The 17,166-nt window shown below is 73.1% G+C and carries 15 protein-coding genes; 7 read left to right on the top strand and 8 right to left on the bottom strand.

The annotated features are described in order from the left end of the window. Positions 1 to 7: 7 nt before the first annotated feature. On the bottom strand, positions 8 to 1,528 hold the full coding sequence (locus tag ACIO9J_RS12330) for a glycoside hydrolase family 3 protein (RefSeq protein WP_401996688.1): 1,521 nt from the start codon (positions 1,526 to 1,528) through the stop codon (positions 8 to 10). Between the two features lie 232 nt (positions 1,529 to 1,760). Here ACIO9J_RS12330 and ACIO9J_RS12325 point away from each other — a divergent pair, with 232 nt between their 5' ends. Then, a complete protein-coding gene (locus ACIO9J_RS12325) occupies positions 1,761 to 2,762 on the top strand; it encodes a zinc-binding dehydrogenase (RefSeq protein ID WP_401996685.1) in 1,002 nt (333 codons plus the stop codon). A 16-nt stretch (positions 2,763 to 2,778) separates the two neighbouring features. Continuing rightward, a complete protein-coding gene (locus ACIO9J_RS12320) occupies positions 2,779 to 3,732 on the top strand; it encodes a Gfo/Idh/MocA family protein (protein WP_401996682.1) in 954 nt (317 codons plus the stop codon). 23 nt (positions 3,733 to 3,755) lie between these two features. Here ACIO9J_RS12320 and ACIO9J_RS12315 read toward each other — a convergent pair whose 3' ends face one another. The 6 genes from ACIO9J_RS12315 to ACIO9J_RS12290 form a co-directional block, all read right to left on the bottom strand. Further along, positions 3,756 to 4,616 carry a phytanoyl-CoA dioxygenase family protein gene (locus ACIO9J_RS12315; RefSeq protein ID WP_401996679.1) on the bottom strand — a complete coding sequence of 287 codons (861 nt, stop codon included), beginning with the start codon at positions 4,614 to 4,616 and terminating at the stop codon, positions 3,756 to 3,758. 33 nt (positions 4,617 to 4,649) lie between these two features. Next, positions 4,650 to 5,768 carry a hypothetical protein gene (locus ACIO9J_RS12310; RefSeq protein WP_401996676.1) on the bottom strand — a complete coding sequence of 373 codons (1,119 nt, stop codon included), beginning with the start codon at positions 5,766 to 5,768 and terminating at the stop codon, positions 4,650 to 4,652. Further along, on the bottom strand, positions 5,765 to 7,012 hold the full coding sequence (locus ACIO9J_RS12305) for a hypothetical protein (RefSeq protein ID WP_401996674.1): 1,248 nt from the start codon (positions 7,010 to 7,012) through the stop codon (positions 5,765 to 5,767). The genes ACIO9J_RS12310 and ACIO9J_RS12305 overlap by 4 nt, the downstream gene beginning before the upstream one ends. Further along, on the bottom strand, positions 7,009 to 9,186 hold the full coding sequence (locus ACIO9J_RS12300; RefSeq protein ID WP_401996671.1) for a DegT/DnrJ/EryC1/StrS family aminotransferase: 2,178 nt from the start codon (positions 9,184 to 9,186) through the stop codon (positions 7,009 to 7,011). Before ACIO9J_RS12300 ends, ACIO9J_RS12305 begins: the two co-directional genes overlap by 4 nt. A gap of 7 nt (positions 9,187 to 9,193) precedes the next feature. Further along, positions 9,194 to 10,330 carry a radical SAM protein gene (locus ACIO9J_RS12295; RefSeq protein WP_401996669.1) on the bottom strand — a complete coding sequence of 379 codons (1,137 nt, stop codon included), beginning with the start codon at positions 10,328 to 10,330 and terminating at the stop codon, positions 9,194 to 9,196. A 526-nt stretch (positions 10,331 to 10,856) separates the two neighbouring features. Beyond that, positions 10,857 to 11,615, bottom strand: a complete 759-nt coding sequence (locus ACIO9J_RS12290) for a Clp protease N-terminal domain-containing protein (RefSeq protein ID WP_401996666.1) — start codon at positions 11,613 to 11,615, stop codon at positions 10,857 to 10,859. 378 nt (positions 11,616 to 11,993) lie between these two features. Here ACIO9J_RS12290 and ACIO9J_RS12285 point away from each other — a divergent pair, with 378 nt between their 5' ends. Next, positions 11,994 to 12,737 (top strand): 3-hydroxybutyrate dehydrogenase, encoded by a 744-nt coding sequence (locus ACIO9J_RS12285; RefSeq protein ID WP_401998525.1) that lies wholly within the window; start codon positions 11,994 to 11,996, stop codon positions 12,735 to 12,737. Positions 12,738 to 12,823: 86 nt separating this feature from the next. On the opposite strand, the gene ACIO9J_RS12280 is transcribed toward ACIO9J_RS12285, so the two are convergent. Next, a complete protein-coding gene (locus ACIO9J_RS12280) occupies positions 12,824 to 13,762 on the bottom strand; it encodes a LysR family transcriptional regulator (RefSeq protein ID WP_401996663.1) in 939 nt (312 codons plus the stop codon). Between the two features lie 116 nt (positions 13,763 to 13,878). Between ACIO9J_RS12280 and ACIO9J_RS12275 the strand changes: the two genes are divergently transcribed. The 4 genes from ACIO9J_RS12275 to ACIO9J_RS12260 all read left to right on the top strand — a co-directional run bounded on the left by ACIO9J_RS12275 (position 13,879) and on the right by ACIO9J_RS12260 (position 17,143). Further along, on the top strand, positions 13,879 to 14,796 hold the full coding sequence (locus tag ACIO9J_RS12275) for an NAD(P)H-binding protein (protein WP_401996660.1): 918 nt from the start codon (positions 13,879 to 13,881) through the stop codon (positions 14,794 to 14,796). Beyond that, positions 14,786 to 15,151 carry a darcynin family protein gene (locus tag ACIO9J_RS12270; protein WP_401996658.1) on the top strand — a complete coding sequence of 122 codons (366 nt, stop codon included), beginning with the start codon at positions 14,786 to 14,788 and terminating at the stop codon, positions 15,149 to 15,151. The genes ACIO9J_RS12275 and ACIO9J_RS12270 overlap by 11 nt, the downstream gene beginning before the upstream one ends. Before the next feature lie 443 nt (positions 15,152 to 15,594). Beyond that, positions 15,595 to 15,993, top strand: a complete 399-nt coding sequence (locus ACIO9J_RS12265; RefSeq protein WP_401996656.1) for a hypothetical protein — start codon at positions 15,595 to 15,597, stop codon at positions 15,991 to 15,993. 112 nt (positions 15,994 to 16,105) lie between these two features. Then, on the top strand, positions 16,106 to 17,143 hold the full coding sequence (locus tag ACIO9J_RS12260) for an ornithine cyclodeaminase family protein (protein WP_401996653.1): 1,038 nt from the start codon (positions 16,106 to 16,108) through the stop codon (positions 17,141 to 17,143). The last annotated feature ends 23 nt before the right edge of the window (positions 17,144 to 17,166 follow it).

The following is a 17,166-nucleotide window of genomic DNA, read 5'->3' as shown; positions in this document are numbered from 1 at the left end:
GGCGGGGTCAGGCGCCCGCGCCCGCGAGCAGTTCCGCCGCCGCGATCCCCGACACCCGGGTCGCCCCGTGCGTGATCAGATGGGCGGCGCCGAGCGCGTCGCCCGCGGGGACGCCCATCTCGACGACCAGGGCGTCGGGGCGGCTGCGTAGCAGGCGGGTGAGGGTGTCGGTCATCCAGCGGTGCCGGGCCGCGTCCCTGACCACGACCACCAGGTCGCGGCCGGTCGCGGGGGCGAGGGCCGCGCTGTCCAGGACGTCGGAGGTGTGGGCGAGTTCGGGCTCGGTCAGGCGTACGGACGTGGTGCCGGGGCGCAGATCGCGCAGCGGGTCGGCGACGCCCCACGGGGTGTGGCCGTCCACGGCGAGGTTCATCGTGGGGGAGAGTTCCACGACGTGCGGGGCGCCGGTGAGGGGCAGGGTGGCGGGGGCCGTGCCGGGGCGGTGCCTGACGAGGACCGCGCGGCGCGCCGCGACCAGGCCGATGTCGGAGCGGTCCAGGGCGCGTGCCACCGCCCGGGAGCGCTCGCCCGACCAGCGCGCGAACTCGGTGACGCGCCGGGCCGCCTCGACCAGGCGCTCCTCGGGGAGCGTGCCGTTCAGGACGGCCTTGACCAGGGCGGTGGAGAGCAGGTCGACCGTGGACTCCTCGGCGCTCTCGCCGCCGACGCACACCGCGTCCACGCCGCCGGCCACCGCCTTGACCGTCGCTCCGTCGATGCCGTAGCGGTCGGTGACGGCGCCCATCTCGATGCCGTCGGTGACGAGGAGTCCGTCGAAGTGCAGCTCCCCGCGCAGGAGTTCCACCAGGATGCGGTGGCTCAGCGTGGCCGGCAGGTCGGGGTCGTAGGCGGGCACGACCAGGTGCGCGGTCATCACCGCGCGGACGCCCGCCTCCATCGCCGCGATGAACGGCGGCAGGGCGGTGAGCGCGATCTCCTCGGCGGAGCCCGTGACTTGGGGCAGTCCGTAGTGCGAGTCGACGACCGTGTCGCCGTGGCCGGGGAAGTGCTTGGCGCAGGCGGCGACGCCTGCCTCCTGAAGTCCCCGGATCCAGGCGGCCGTGTGGCGCGAGACGAGGTCGGTGCGGGCGCCGAAGGAGCGCACGCCGATCACGGGGTTGAGCGGGTTGGAGTTGACGTCGGCGCTGGGCGCGAAGTTGAGGGAGACGCCCGCCGCGTGCAGATCGCGGCCGATGTCGTGGGCGACCCGCTCGGTCAGGTCGATGTCGTCGACCGCGCCGAGGGCGAGGTTGCCGGGCCGCGACGATCCCGTCCACGCCTCCAGGCGCGTCACGTCGCCCGCCTCCTCGTCGATGCCGACGATCAGGTCGGGGTTCTCGGCGCGCAGCGAGGCGGTGAGGCGCGCGACCTGCTCGGGCGTCTCGATGTTCCGCGCGAACAGGACCACGGAGCCGAGGCCGTCGGCGATCCTGCGGCGCAGCCAGTCCGGGGCCGTGGTGCCCTCGAAGCCCGGCTGGAGCACGGAGTGGGCGAGCCGTTCCAGAGTGGGGTCACTGCTCGATGCCATGGCGCGACCTCCGAGGACGGGTGCGTGGTGCGTGGGTTCGTGTTCTCGTTGCGTGATTCCTGTGGCTCCTGCTGATTGGTCCAGGCCAATCAGATAGTGGATATTGGCTCGTACCAAACACGGCTGTCAAGAAGCCCGAACCGGTCGAGACAGGCGAATTCAACATCATCTGGGGAGACTTGGGGAATCCTTGGGACGCACACGCATCCACCGTCACCGAGGGGAGAGGGTCATGCGCAGGTACGAACTGGTCGGAAGGCGTGACATCAGACCGGTCGCCGACGCCCCCGTGCCGACACCGGGACCGTTCGAAGTGCTCGTCAAGGTGCGGGCCTGCACCGTCTGCAACCGCAGCGATCTGGCCTACTTCCACTACTACGGACTGCGCGAGCACGCCTCCCAGGGGTGTTTCGGCCACGAGATCGCCGGCGAGGTCGAAGCGGTCGGCGACGGCGTCCGCCGGGTCGCGCCCGGCCGGCGTGTGTTCGTCCGCACGCCGCTCACCACCGGATACGCCGAGTACGCGCTGGCCCGCGAGATAGCCGTGGGCGCCCTGCCCGACGCCGTGCCCTTCGAACAGGGCGCCATCCTGCAACTCCTGCCGCTGGCCGTGCACGCCACGCGCGGCATCCGGCTCGGCGACCGCGTCGCGATCGTCGGCCAAGGGCCCGTCGGACAGATGGCGCTGCGGATCGCGGTGCTGCGCGGCGCGGCCGAGGTCGTCGCCGTCGACCTCGACGACTGGCGCCTCGCACGCTCGGCCGAAGCGGGCGCCGACTCCGTGCGCCGCGTGGACGGGAGCGCCGAGCAACTCGCCGCCGTGGGGACCGAGTTCGACGTCGCCGTAGATGCCGTGGGCACCCCCACCACGCTCAACGCCTGCGTCGGTCTCGTACGTCAGAACGGCCTCGTCGTCCTCCTCGGCACGCACCACGTCGACACCCACGTCACCCTCGATCTGGTCACCTGGGAGCGCAAGGGGCTGCGCGTGCACAGCTCCGCCGAACCGCTGGACACCGCGCGCGCCGAAGCGCTCGCCGTCGCCGAGCGGCTCGCCCACCGCCGCCCCGACGCCCTGCGCCTGCCCGATCTGCTCACCCACACCTATCCCCTCGACGACCTGCCCAAGGCCATGGAACAGCTCTCCGCGAGCCGTGCCCTCTACCCGGACGCGGAGCGGGCGCCGTACGACGGGCCGCCGCCCGAGACGCTGAAGGTGGCGATCGTCCCGTGAGCGAGGCACCGGTCACGTGAGATGGGGCATCGCCGGATACGGCGACATCGTGACCCGCCGCGTCCTGCCCGCGCTGCGCTCGCTCGGCGAGGAGCCCGTGGCGCTGTGGGGCCGCGACGCGCACCGCGCGGCGCGGACGGCCGAGCGGTACGGGGTCGCCGTCTCCGGCACCGACCAGGCGGTCCTGCTCTCCGGCGTGGACGCCGTGTACGTGGCCACCCCCGTCGTACGCCATGTCCCGTTCGCCCGCGCCGTGTTGGCCGCGGGGCTGCCCGTCCTCGTCGAGAAGCCGCTCGCCGGGGCGCTCGACGCAGGCGCCCCGCTCGACGTGGCCCGGCGCTGTGCCGGTGTGGCCTACTACCGCAGGCTCGCGCCCGCCGTACGACGCCTGCGCGAGGAACTGCGCGACTGGACGCCCGAGCGCGTCGAGGTGCGCTTCCGGTGCGCGTTCGCGCCGGGCCCCGCGGATCCGATGCGCTGGCGCTCCGAACCGGCCGTCTCGGGCGGCGGCGTACTCGCCGACGCGGGAAGCCACCGGATCGACCTGCTGCTCCACCTCTTCGGGCGGCCCCAGGAGGTGACGGCCGCGCTCGGCCGCCGCTTCCCCGGCGGGGCGGAGCGGCGGGCCGAGGTCGTCCTGCGCTGGCGCTCGGGCCTGCGGGCGCACCTCCTGGCGGAGTGGTCCGAGGAGCCGCCGACGGACCGCTTCGAGCTCACCGGAGAGGGCCGCACGGTGACCCTCGACCCGCTCGACTCCGGGCGCGTCGAGGGCATCGAGGCGGCGCCCCTCGTGCTGCCTCCCGAGGCCAATCCGCACCGGCCGCTGCTCGCCGACTTCGTGCGGGCGGCGGCCTCGGGCGGAACGCCGGTGTGCCCGGTGCCCGAGGCCCGCCTGGTCGACGAGGTGATCGTGGCGGCCGGGCGCTCGCACGCGAGTGGCTGCCGTCCCGTCCGGCCGTGGGGCAACTGAACGCCATCTGTACGTAGGGGTGTTCAGGCTCCGTCGTCCGCCGACCAGGGCCTGAGCCAGCGCGGGTCGGGAGTGTCGTCGGAGCGGACGAACCGGGTGTCGACGGAGAGCCGCATCGCGTCCGTCGTCGTGTCCAGGGAGGCATGGATGACGCGGGGAAGATGCACCATCACATCGCCCGCGGCGAAGTCCGCGCTCAGCCAGCGGCGGCCCAGCGTCCGGGCGGTCAGCTCCAGGTCGTGGCAGATCTGGCGGCGGTCGTCCGGGCGGTCCGTGGTGTCGCGCAGCGGCTCGTACTCCTCGGCCCCCAGCCGGTGGGAGCCCTCCAGATAGACGAGGCCCCCGGTGCGCGGAGGGCAGTCGCCGACCGGGATCCACAGGGTGACGATCCGCGGCGAGCCCTTGTCCATGTAGTCGAGGTCGACATGGGCGCGGGAGGCGCGCCGGGTGCCGCGGTGGAAGTGGCGCAGGATGCGGCGCGGCAGCATCTCCGCCTTGAAGTCCAGGAGCTGGGCTGCGAGTTCGCCGAGAACCGGATTGCCGACGAACCGGTCGAAGGGCGCCGAGCGCACGAAGGCGTACGCCGGATGGCCCGCCACGCCGTACTCCGGGACGTCGTCCGGAGTGCTGCCGGAGTAGACGCCCTCCTCGGGGGTGGTGCCCGGCGCGAGGAAGCCCGGCGGAAAGAGGGAGAAGTACCGGCCGCGCAGCCCGAGCACCTCCGCGCGGTCCAGGAGCCCCGGCAGATACAGGTACCCGTCGGCGCCGAGGCGCTCGCGCAGCGCGGCCGTGTTCCCCGGTGGCAGCAGGTCCGCGCTGGAGCGCAGCGGCCCGAAGAGCTCCGGGGTGAAGGGTATGGGTACGCCGTTCGACGACAAGTCCACGATGCATCCTTCGAAGCTGGGAGTCCCGGCGCGTCAATAGACGCCTTCCACCGCCTCCTGCGCGCCCGCCGCGTCCTCCTGGAAGGGCCGCACCGCGGCCACCCCGTCCCAGGGGAACCACGGGTGCGGGCCCGTCCTGATCGCGCTGTCCCGCTCCAGGAGATTGGGCAGGAAGAGGTCTTCGAGCAGCGTGGTGGCCCGTACCCTGCCGCGTTCCCCGACGGCCACCTCGCGCCACGGGTCGGCGGGGTCGACCACCTTGAGGACCGCGAAGGGCGGCGGCAGGTGATAGGAGTGCCCGGTGCCGCCCGGCAGGTCGGGCGCGCCGGGCACCGCGTCGGCCTGGAGGGCGTGGCCGACCAGCGTGTTGCCGTACGTGTCGATCCACTGCACGCCGACCAGGTGCTCCTCGCGCAGGAACTCCGCCTCGGCGGCGGTGCACGAGGTGCCGCCCGTGCACACGGCACGGATGCCGTACGTGTGCAGGGGGCGCGGCAGCCGCATGGCGAGCTCCAGGAGCAGCCGCGAGGTCGTGAACAGCAGCGAGGGGCGCTCGGCGGCGAGCAGCGCGAGGGTCTGGTCGATCAGGTGCGCGGTGTACGCGTCGGCCTCGCCGCCCGCGCGCAGCGCGGCCTTCACCCAGCGCGGATCGAAGTCGATGGCGTGCACGGCGCCGCGCCAGCTGTCGGCGAGCCCCTCCACGAAGTGCCCGTACGCGTGCGGCCCGCTCGGGGTCATCGCGAGCACGTCGCCGCCCGCGACGCCGCGCGCCTCCAGGACCGTGCGGTAGATCTCCACGTCGTACGCGAGGCGGCTGACGTTGACGATCCGGCAGGGCGTCCCGGTGGTGCCGCCGGTCTCGAAGACCCGGAAGGGGCGGTCCGCGTAGCCGCGCGGGCGCAGGTCGCGGGCGCTCGCCGCGCGCAGCTCCGCCTTGTCGAAGAGCCCGAACAGATCGAGCGCGGCGAAGCCCGAGACGTCCTCGACCGGGTCGAAGCCGAGTCCCGCCCTGCGCGCCACCCAGAAGGGGCTGCCGGTGGCGGGGTCGAAGTGCCAGCGCATCATGCGGCGCGTCCACGCGTCGAGATCCACGGCGAGCTCGGGCACCCGCTCGCGCAGGGTGTCGTGCAGGGTGCCGAACGCGGTCGTCATGCGGGACCTCGCTTCGCGGGGTGGTACACGAACAGGGAATCGGCGGTGATCGCCTTCACCGCGTCGGGTGCGGCGCCGAGCACGGCGGCGAAGGGGAACGGCACCTCGTGACCGATCAAGGGGTGTGCGTCCGGGTGGGTGAAATGGCCGTCGAGCAGCGCGAGTTGAGGACGGGCGTAGACGTCGTACGTGCCGCCGACGAGGGCCGGCGGGCGGCGGGTGAGGATCCGGTCGCCGGGGCGCAGCCGGTCGCGTACGACGCCCTGGATCATCTCCACCGCACCGGGCTCGCGGAAGGCCACGAAGGGCCAGGCGTCCCGCACATCGGTGTGCGGGTGGTGGATCGCGTCCAGGGCGGCGGCCAGTGCCGTCGCGAGCGGCTCGGGATCCTGCCGCGCGCCGTCGGGGGCGTCGACGCACACCACCGTGCGCACGTTGCTGCAGAACCGCCCCGAGTCCGCCGCGATCAGCGGCAGGAGCCACTCCACGGCCTCGGCGACCGGCAGGTCCGCGGGGACGAGCGCGCAGCCGCGGCCGGGCCCGTGCAGCGTGAGCGAGTCCAGGGCGCGCACCGAGCGGGCGAGCCCCGCGCCCCCGTACACGATCTGCCGGTCGGTGAGGCGGATCAGGCCGTGCAGGACGCGCTGCTCGCCGGGGTAGAAGCCGATCAGCTCCGGCGGCCAGCCCGCCGCGAGCATCGCGCCGATCAGACGGGCCGCGGCGAGCGGCTCGCGGCGGCTCGGACGCACCCAGACGCCCGTGGAACGCTCGGCCTGCGCGAGCACCGACTCCAGGCAGGTGAAGGTGTTTCCGGGCAGCGCGACCAGCGCCAACGCACCGTCAGGGCGCGGTACTTCACGTGAGCGCAGGCTCTCGCGGAGCATCCCCGTCCAGCGGGTGGCCAGCGGGCGTGGCACGCCGCCGACCTCTTCGAGGGCCTGGTGGAACGCGCCCGCGCTCTGCGTGCCGAGTCCGCCGACGGTGACCGTGCCGTGCTCGAACAGGTCGAGGGCGAACAGCAGCAGCTCGCGGCGGCTGCCGGGGGCGAGCGTGGTGGCGGCGAAGGGGGTGTGCCGGCCCGTCGCGTCCCACCAGCGCCGGTCCGAGGCGGCGACGATCTCGGGGACGAGCGCGAGACCGAAGCGCGATTCCCCTCTGCCGGGCAGGGGAGCCGTGTCCAGGGAGGTGCGCCACGCACCCCTGCGGAACGCCTCGACGATCGGCGCGGGGGACCCTGCCGTCACGACAGCTCGCTGCGGAGCGCGGCAACCACCCGGATCTGCTCGGACTCCGTGAGCGACGGATACAGCGGCAGGGCGATGTGGTGCCGGGCGAACCAGCGGGCCCGCTCGAACGGGCCCTGAGCGGCCTCGCCCTCGGTGTCTCCTCCGGCGCCCCCTCCGGCGTCTGCTCCGGCGTCTCCTGGCGCTCGGGCCGCGAAGTAGGGGTGGTCGCACAGCAGATGGTCGTAGACCTCGCCGGCCAGGGCCACGCCGTGCCGCTCCCGCAGCCGCTTCTTCAGGAGCGCGCGGTCGAGGGGGCCTTCGGGGTCGGGGTAGGCGAGGTACTTGTAGTAGTTGCTGTCCGCGCCGGTGGGCACGGGGTGCGGGCGGATGCCGGGCACGTCGGCGAGCAACGCGTCGTAGCGGGCGGCGAGTTCGCGCCGCGCCGCGAGCGTGGCGGCAAAGCGTTCCAGGTCGACGGTGCCGACGGCGGCGTGCAGTTCGCTCAGCCGCCAGTTGCCGCCGGGCCGGTCGTGCAGCGTGGAGCCCTGGGCGCTCTTGCCGTGGTCGCGCCAGCGCCGCACCTGCTCCAGGTCGTCGGCGCTCCCCGCGCTGAGCAGCCCGCCCTCGCCGCTGATCGCGACCTTCGTCGGGAAGAAGGAGAAGGCGCCGAACCTGCCGAGGCTGCCGGCGGGGCGGCCGTCGAGGGTGGCGCCGAACGCGTGCGCCGCGTCCTCGACCACCGGGATGCCGCGCTCCGCGCAGAGCGCGAGCACCGCGTCGACGGCGGGCGAGACGATGCCGCCGATGTGCACCGGCAGGACGGCCGCGGTGCCGGGGTACCGGTCGAGGGCCGTGCGCAGGGCGTCCGGGTCCAGGCCGAGACCGTCGGGCTCGATGTCGACGAAGCGCACGGCGGCCCCCGCGCGCACCGCGGCGGCGGCCGTCGCGAAGAACGTGTTGACCGGCACCAGCACGGTGCGGCCCGCCACGCCGATGATGCGCAGTGCGATCTCCAGGGCCGCGGACCCGGACGCCACGGCCGCGGTGTCGGTACCGGTCCAGGCGCGCGAGAGCTCCTCGAAGCGGGCCACTTGCGGGCCCTGGGTGAGGACGCCGGAGGCGAGCGCGCCGTCCACGCGGTCGAGCACGGCGCGCCGCTCGGAGACCGCGAAGTGGATGCGCTGGGCGGGGACTTCGGGGTCCTGGGCGCGCGGCCCCGCCAGGGCGCGGGTGAAGAAGTCCGCGGCGTGGCCGACGTGGGTGCCGTGCCCCATGGCGAGTTCGTGCACCTCGACGTCGGCACCGGCGGCTTCGAACGCTGCCTCTACATGGCGTCCGGCGGCGCGCGCGTCGGCCGGTTCCAGGTAGGAGTCGGCGGTGCCGTACTGGAGCTGGAGCGGGGCGGGGGCGTGCGCGGCGTAGAGGTCGGGCAGGTCGGCGTACTCCAGGATGCCGGGCAGGACCGCGCCCTCGTACCCGGTCAACAGCCGCTCGTAGAGCGCCGGGTAGCTGCCCAGGTGGCTGGCCGCGCAGAGCGGCAGCCGTCGGTCGGCGCCGAGCAGCGCGGTGTGCAGGGCGACCGCGGCGCCCAGGCTGTGGCCGAACAGGCCGACACACTCCGGGTCCACGAGCGGATGGGTACGGAGGAGGTCCAGCGCGCCCAGGGCGTCGCCGACGAGCGCGCCGAGCAGCGATCTGCCGGTCAGCGCGAACGCGTGGGCGAGCAGGGCGCCTTCGTCCCTGCCTGCCCTGCGCTCCTCGTCGAGACCGCCGCCGATGCCGTGGTCGAGGGAGAGGGTCACGAAGCCCGCCCGCGCCAGCTGTTCGGCGACGTTGCGGTCGGGGTGGTCGGGGGGCACGTCGCCGGTGAGCTGGTCGAGGCGGGCGTTCTTGCCGCCGAGTACGAGGACGGCGGGCCCGCCCGCGATGTCCCGCGGCGCGAGCAGCGTGCCGTGGAAGGTGCCGCGCGACGGGGACTCCAGGACGAGGTGCTCACGGCGAAGGCCGTCCTCGTCCGAGACGGTGGACCGGGCGACGGTCAGCGGCGCGTGCTCGACGCGCGCCAACCGGGCTGCGGTGGCGCGGAGTTGGCGGGACCAGGTGCGGTGCGCCGACGGCGCCGCCGAGGGCCCCGCGGTGAACCGCAGGGCGGGCTCGGCGGCGAGCAGCCGACGGAGGTGACGTAGCTGCATCCGCGGCTCAGACGAAGTCGCCGTGCAGCGTGCTCGGCACTTCCAGCGCGTAGGCGTCCAGGGCCTCGTCCAGTTTGATCTGGCCGCGCTTGAGGAGTTCGAGCAGTTCGTTCTGCGGTCGGTAGAAACATGATTTGCACAGGTCGGTCCTGCGCGGGTTGGAGGCTTCCCACTCGGCGCGCGGGCCGCCGTCGAGTACGTCGGAGTAGCCTTGTTCGACGACATTGCCGATCAGATAGCGGCTGTTGAGGTGCACCTGCGGGCACGGATAGAGATTGCCGTCGGCGCCGACCGCGGTGACGAACCGGCTGTAGTGGCAGTTCTCGAAGTCGCCCTCGACCTCTTCGACCTGGTCCATCGGGCCGCGGTCGAGTTTGGGCACCGACACCTCGAAGGCCTCCGTGGAGAGTTCCGCGGACCTGGTGAGGGATTCGGAGATCTCCGCCATCACGGATTCGATGGTCTCGTGGCCCATCGCGCTGTAGAACTCGGGTTCGAAGCGCACGTAATGCGCCCCCGAATCACGGGCGATGCGCGCCGCCTCCAGGATCTCCCGGTAATTCTGCAGGGTGATCACGTAGTTGAAGCCGATGCGGAAGTCCGGGTCGACGGCGGTCTCCCTGAGCCTGCCGACCGAGCCGATGAACTTCGAGAACGTCTGCTCGCGGTCCCGCGTGATGTCGTCGAAGGTGGCTTCGGTGCCCGCGTTCAGGCCGATGCGGACCCAGGTGTGGGTCTCGGCGACACAGGCGGCGACCTTGGGGCGGCCGAGCCGCGAGCCGTTGGTGATCAGACCGATCCGCAGCCCGGCCTCGTTCCCGGCGCGGCAGATGTCGGTGTAGCCCGGGTGGATCGTGCACTCGCCGCTGCCGCAGAAGGTCACGGCACGCCCGTCGTTCTCGGCGAACTCGCGGAGCAGCGTGACCGCCTTGTCGGTGGCGATCGAATCCTTGAACGAGAACAGGTCGTAGAACTGCTCTTCGTTGGGGGAGTGGAAGTTGCAGAAATTGCAACGCATATTGCAGGCGCCCATGATGCCGATCCGCATATGGACCGGCTTGATCTCTTCCCCGGCCACGAAGCGCCGCAGCAAATCGCCGTGGGCCAGGACCTTCTGTGGTGAGTGAGCCTGATCGAGGCTCACGATGGGGAGGCCTTCGCGATTTTGAGGGGCCGCCATTTGAATGTCGCCGGAACCAGGTGTGCTGTTCACGAACCCCCCACGCAAGATCGATGTGCGTATATGTTGTTCGAGCTTGTTGGCGACATTAGGGAGACCCGACAAGGCTGTCAACGGGTCTAGACAACACGGTGGTTGATGGCGGAATTAGGTCCGCCGGTCTCCCCGAAGGTGCGGCTGGCATGGTACTTGCGAGTCCTTCGCACGTCGGCCGGGGCGTGGCGGCCGGCTCCGGGGGGATCGCTCAGTGGTGCCGATGGGGCCCCTGGTGCGATCGGTGCGAGCGAACTCCTTTAAGGCGGTGCTTCATTGGCCGCCAAGCGGCTGTCAAGAGGGGGAAACCCGTCGATTGCGGGGCGCGGGGGAGCCACCTCGGTCGCCCTGGTGATCTCCCCGCACGCCCCGGTGATCTTCTCGTGTGTCCCGTTGGTCTCTCCGCGAACTCAGGTGCTCAGCCCGCGTGTTCAGTCCGCGTGTTCAGCCCGCGTGTTCAGGCGGAGGCCGGTCCCGAGGTGCCGCCCGCCGTCAGGATGCTGAGGGTCTCGGTGACCCAGGCCGTGAGCCCGTCCTTGGTGAGGCCGAGCCCGCTGAGCGGGCCCGTGCCGTCCTCGAACTCGACCAGGGCCAGCAGGAGATGCTCGGTGCCGATGTAGTTGTGGCCGAGGCGGAGGGCCTCGCGGAGCGTCAGTTCGAGGGCCTTGCGCGCCCCGGCGTCGTACGGAATGAGCTCGGGCACCTCGGCGGCCGTGGCGGGCAGCGCGGCCAGGGCCGCGGCGTGGACGTCGTCAAGCGAGACGCCCTGCTCGGTGATCGCCTTGGCGGCCAGGCTCTCCTGGTCGGCGAGGAGCCCCAGGAGCAGATGCGCGGTGCCGATCTCGTCGTGGTGCGCGGCCTTGGCCTCGTTGTGCGCGGCCATCACCACGTTCTTGGCCCGCGGGGTGAAGCGGCCGAAGCCCTGGCTGGGGTCCAGGTCGGAGGCCTCGCCCGGGTTCTTGGGGACGAAGCGCTTCTGGGCCGCCTGGCGCGTGACGCCCATGCTCTTGCCGATGTCGGTCCAGGAGGCGCCGGAGCGGCGGGCCTGGTCCACGAAGTGGCCGATGAGGTGGTCGGCCACGTCGCCGAGGTGGTCGGCGGCGATGACCGCGTCGGAGAGCTGGTCCAGGGCGTCGCTGTGGACCTTCTTGATGGCGTCGATGAGGTCGTCGAGGCGGATCGGGGGCTGCGGAGTCGTGCGTTCGGATTCCGTCATGTGACAACCGTAGGTTGACAGTTGGAGGGGTGTCAACCTTCGGTTGACAGTGGGTTCGGGGGCGTCGGATCGCCCGGATCGAGGGGGTACGGCACGACGTCGCAGGCAGGTACGGCGTCACATCGACGGGGTGCGGCACGGCGTCGCAGGCAGGTACGGCGTCACATCGACGGGGTGCGGCACCAGGTTGGGCCCGCGCGTGGTGCCCCAGGGGCCGGCCCACATGGGAACGCCCCGCACTGTGGTGGCCGCGACCATGGGAGGAACCGCCGCGCGCTCTCTAGCGTTCCGCCCATGACGAGCGAACACCCCGGACCCGGCGGTCCCGGCCCCGACCGCCCCTCGTCCGCACTCGCCGGGCACCTCCGTACCGACGGCGTGGACCTCACCGGACGTACCGTGCTGGTGACCGGCGGCGGCAGCGGGATCGGGCGGGCCTGCGCCGAGGCGTTCGCCGCCGCGGGCGCGCTGGTCCATGTCGCCGACGTGGACGCCGAGTCGGCGAAGGCAGTGGCCACCGCCGTCGGCGGCGAGCCGCACGTCGTGGACCTCACCGACGCCGACGCGGTCCCCGCGCTGCCGTCCGGCATCGACATCTTGGTCAACAGTGCGGGCACCCAACACGTCGCGCCCATCGAGGAGTTCCCGCCCGAGCGCTTCGAGCGGATCCAGCGGCTGATGGTGACGGCGCCCTTCCTGCTGCTGCGGCACTGTCTGCCGCACATGTACCGGCGCCGCTGGGGCCGGGTGGTCAACATCTCCAGCGTCCACGGGCTGCGGGCCAGCCCCTTCAAGTCCGCGTACGTCGCCGCCAAGCACGGCCTGGAAGGGCTCAGCAAGGTCGCCGCGCTCGAAGCCGCCCCGCACGGGGTGACCTGCAACTGCGTCAACCCGGGATATGTGCGTACGCCGTTGGTCGAGGGGCAGATCGCGGCGCAGGCGGCCCTGCACGACATCGACCCGGCCGACGTCGTCGCCGATGTGCTGCTCGGCCGCTCCGCGGTCAAGCGGCTCATCGAACCCGAGGAGGTCGCCGCCGTCGCCGTCTGGCTCTGCGGGCCGCACACCGGCTACCTCACCGGGGCCTCGCTGCCGGTCGACGGCGGCTGGACGGCGGGCTGACCGCGCGCGAAGAGCCGCGAGGGCCCATCACGGGCCACTGACCCACGGGCCACTGGCCCACCACACACCACCGGCCCCCCCACGGACTACTCCTCCCCGCCAGCCCGAAGCACCCGCCGTACGGCCCCGCGCAGCCAGCGGTGCGCCCCGTCGGCGGTGTGGCGCGGATGCCACGCCATGCCGATCGTCACCGGGGGCAGCGGCACCGGGATGTCGAGGAGGCGAAGGCCCAGGGCGCGTGCCGCGTCGGCCAGCGGCGAAGGAGGCTCGCCCGGCAGCGCGGTCGGCACCAGACAGACCACGTCGCCGGCCGCGGCCAGCGCCATCGCCGCCAGATGACCGGGCAGGACGACGCCGACCCTGCGGCTGAGCCCGCGCTCGGCCAGGGCCGCGTCGAGCGGTCCCGTGAAGCGCCCGCGACGGCTGACCGCCACATGCTCGGCGGCGGCGAGACCCGCCGCCGTCAGGGGCCCTTCGGCGAGTGGGTGCCCGGCCCTGACACCGGCCGCCATCCGCAGCGTGACCAGCTCCTCGACCCGGGTCTCCGGGTCGACGTGGTCGATGGACCCGACCTCCAGATCGACCCGGCCCTCGCGCAGTGCGGGGCCCGCCTCCCACTCCTCGGCGAGCACCCGCAGCGAGATCCCCGGTGCCTGGCTCCGGGCGAGCCCGAGCAGGCCCGGCGCCAGCGCGGCGCCGACCAGGTCCGCGGCCTGGAGGGTGAAGGTGCGCCGCAACGTGGCGGGGTCGACCCCGCCGCTCGGGGTGAGCAGCGCCGCCAGACCGCGCACCACCTCGGCGGCCTCGTCCCGCAGCGCCTGCGCGCGGGGCGTGGGCACCATCGCCTGACCCGCCCGCACCAGCAGCGGATCCTGGAGCACCCGGCGCAGCCTGGCCAGGGTGCGGCTCATCGCGGCGGGCGACGTGCCGAGTCGCGCGGCGGCACGGGTGACGCTCTGCTCGGCCAGCAGCGCGTCGAGGGCGACCGCGAGATTGGCGTCGAGGTTCGGGATTCTGCTGCTCACCTGCGTTATTCCGATCCGGGCAATGATGGGTTGCTGAAGTTCCCATTGTGGCAACAAGGTGGGGGTTCGCACGATGAGGGGGCTTGGTCGAACCGACACAGAACCGTGAGGAATCCATGATCGTCCTTACCGCCCCCACCGGGAACATCGGCCGCAGGCTGTTGTCCCTCCTCGTCGAGGAAGCGCCCGCGCGCGGCGAGCGACTGCGCGTCGTGGTCCGCGATCCAGCCCGGCTCCCCGACGCCGTCCGCGACCGCGTCGAGGTGGTCACCGGCTCGCACGGCGACGCCGCGACCGTCGAGCGCGCCTTCGACGGTGCCGACGCCGTCTTCTGGCTGGTGCCGCCGGACGCCTCGGTCACGCCCGACGAGGCGTACCGCGGCTTCACCCGCCCCGCCGCGCGGGCGTTCGCCGCCCACGGCGTGGGCCATGTCGTCGGCGTATCCGCGCTGGGCCGTGGCACCCCGCAGGCCGGCCGGGCCGGTCTGGTCACCGCGTCCCTCGCCATGGACGACCTGATCGCCGAGTCCGGTGTCTCCTACCGGGCCCTGGCCAACCCGTCCTTCTACGAGAACCTCCTGGAGGACGCCGCGTCGATCCGCGAGGACGGCGTCTTCACCGACACCGCCGCCGCGGACCGGCCCGCGCCGATGGTGGCCGTCGCCGACATCGCCGCGACGGCGGCCGATCTGCTGCTCGACCGCTCCTGGAGCGGCGTCGACAGCGTTCCGGTACTCGGCCCGCAGGACCTGTCGCCCGACGACCTGGCCCGCATCATGACCGAGGAGCTGGGCAGGCCGGTCCGCTACCGGCGCGAGACGCTCGACGAACTGCGGACCACGATGCTCGGCTACGGCCTCGACGCGGAGTTCGTCGAGGGCATGGTCGCGATGAAGCGCGCCAAGGACGAGGGCCTGGACGCGGGCGCCCGGCGCGCCCCGCAGGCGGGCCGGGCCACGCCGTTCGCGCAGTGGTGCGCGCAGACCCTGGCGCCCGCCGTCCTCGCCACCCAGGAGGCAGCCGATGTCCGCTGACCGCACGGCACCGCCGGTCACCGCGTTCATGCTGGTCAAGACCACGCCCGAGTGGCTGGCGATGACCGTGGAGGAACGCGTCGGGGCCTTCACCACCCAAGTGCTGCCGGTGATCGAGGCCCGCACCCACGGCGTCCGGTCCCGCTTCTACGACACGGAGTTCTACTCGGCGCGGATCACCGACATCTGGGTCTGGGAGGCGGACGACCACGACGCCTACCGGCTGCTGATCGACGCCCTGCGCGAAACCCCCTTCTGGGACCGGTACTTCGAGGTCGTGGACCTGCTCGTGGGCACCGAGAACGGCTACGCCCGTACCTACGGCCTGGAGGCGGTGGCCACCATCACCACCTGACGCCCGATGAAAACCCTGGGTCGGGCCCCCGGCCCCCGTGGTCGCAGGGCGGAACCACAGGCTCTGCGGGCCCCCGTGCGTGCCGCCGCGTCCCCCCTGTCGCACCCGCCGCCGCCACCCCCGGCACCCGTGCCCGACCTGGGGCCGATACCCCAGGGTTTTCACGGTCGCCCCCGCCCCCGCGAGGGGCCAAGGTGGAGGCACGGTCGCGGAGCCGCGGCGGGCCTGGAAACACCGAGTAATGGGGGAGAAGAACACCGGTGACCGGACGTACTACGGGGGTGTACGCACGGACGGGCCGCCCGGTAACGGGGGAACGACCGTCGCTGGGGCGGGGGACGGGGGTGCCCGAAGGCACCCCCGCTCAGGCCCGGGACGCGTCGAGGAGTGGGTGCGCTGCGCTGATCGCCGTACGGCTGCGGGTGGCCGGACGATGGCGTGAAGTGGGCCTGAAACGCGCGCAGTTCGACCCCGGCGGCTCGGTCAAGGACCGGACCGCCTACACGCTCGTGGCCGGTCTGGAGGACTGGGGGGTGCTCGGTCCTGTACGTCCGGTGGGCGCATCCGCCTCGGGGAGCCTCGGCGCCGCCCTCGCTCCTGTGCGCCGGAGCGGCGACTGCCCTGTCGTCGCCGAGCCCCGCGGTGTCCGGCCCGGCGCCGTCTTCGTGGGCGCCTCCATGGGCAGCACTCTCATTGGGGTCGCCCGGTACTCGCGCGGGCCGACCGCGACCGGCGCGTGCCGCCCCTGCGACTTCGCCCGCCCCCGCGACCACGACCAGGTCAGGCACGTACCCACCGCCGACGCGGCGGGGCTCGTCCTCGACGCGGCCGAGCCCTCCTGAACGCGCGCCGGACGGCCTGACCGGCGCCGACCGTCACACCACTCGTCACACGTACGCCACACCACGGCGCCGTCCTCGCGCGGCGCGCACCACAACGGGGGATCCGACCAGCATGTCCGCTCACGACGACCACAGCGTTCCGCTGCCCGAATCCGACACCCTGACCTATCTCTCCGGCGCCGAAGTGCGCGCGGCCTGCGCGGAGATCGACCCGCTGGCCTGCATGCACGAGACGCTCGTCGCGCACGCCGAGGGGCGGACCGTGCTGCCGCCCGAGACCCACCTCGGCTGGACGCCGCCGGGCGGTGGCGAGGCCCGCGGCATCACCATGGCGGGCCTGGTGGACGGGGAGGTCACCGTCGCGGGCACGAAGATCATCAACGCCAATCCGGCCAACGTGGCCCACGGCCTGCCGCGCGCCAGCGGGCTCACCGTGCTCTTCGAGCCGAGGACCGCGCGCCCGCTGTGCGTCATGGAGGGCGCCCACATCAGCGCCCTGCGCACCGCGGCGGTCTCCGTGCTCGCCGCTCGCCACCTGGTCCGTCCCGGCGCCCGCACCGCGGCCCTCTTCGGCGCGGGGGTCATCGCTCGCGAGCACGCGCTGATGCTGGCCCGCGGGCTGCCGGGGATCGAGGAGATCCGCGTGTACGACTCGGTGCCGGGCCGGGTCGCGCAGTTCGAGCGGGACACGGGAGCCGCCCTCGGCGCGTACGAGGTGAAGGTCACCGCCGCCGTCGACGCGCACACGGCCGCGCACGGCGCCGATGTGCTGATCGCCTGCACCAGCACGCGGCGCGGTTACGTCGAGCGCTCCTGGCTGGCCCCCGGCGCGCTCGTGGTCAACGTCTCGCTGGACGATCTGACCGAGTCGGCGCTGACCGGCGCCGACCGGCTCTACGTCGACGACTGGGACCTGATCCGCGAGGACCCGTACCGCCTGCTCGGCAAGCTGCTGCGCGAGGGCCGCGTGCGGCAGGACGAGGCCGCGACGCTCGGCGACGTGCTCACCGGTGCGCGCCCGGGACGCACCGGCGACGACGAGGTGATCGTGGTCAACCCCTTCGGTCTCGCCGTCGAGGACATCGCGCTGGCCCACCGGGTCTTCCGCGTCGCCCGCCACCGGGGACTCGGCACCGCGCTGCCCCGCTGAGCCGCCCCGACCGTGGGGCCCTG

Origin of the sequence: Streptomyces sp. NPDC087300, assembly GCF_044744425.1 — a bacterium.
Lineage (GTDB): Bacteria > Actinomycetota > Actinomycetes > Streptomycetales > Streptomycetaceae > Streptomyces.
The sequence above is the reverse complement of the archived record's forward strand: the minus strand, read 5'-3'. Positions and strand labels throughout refer to the sequence as shown.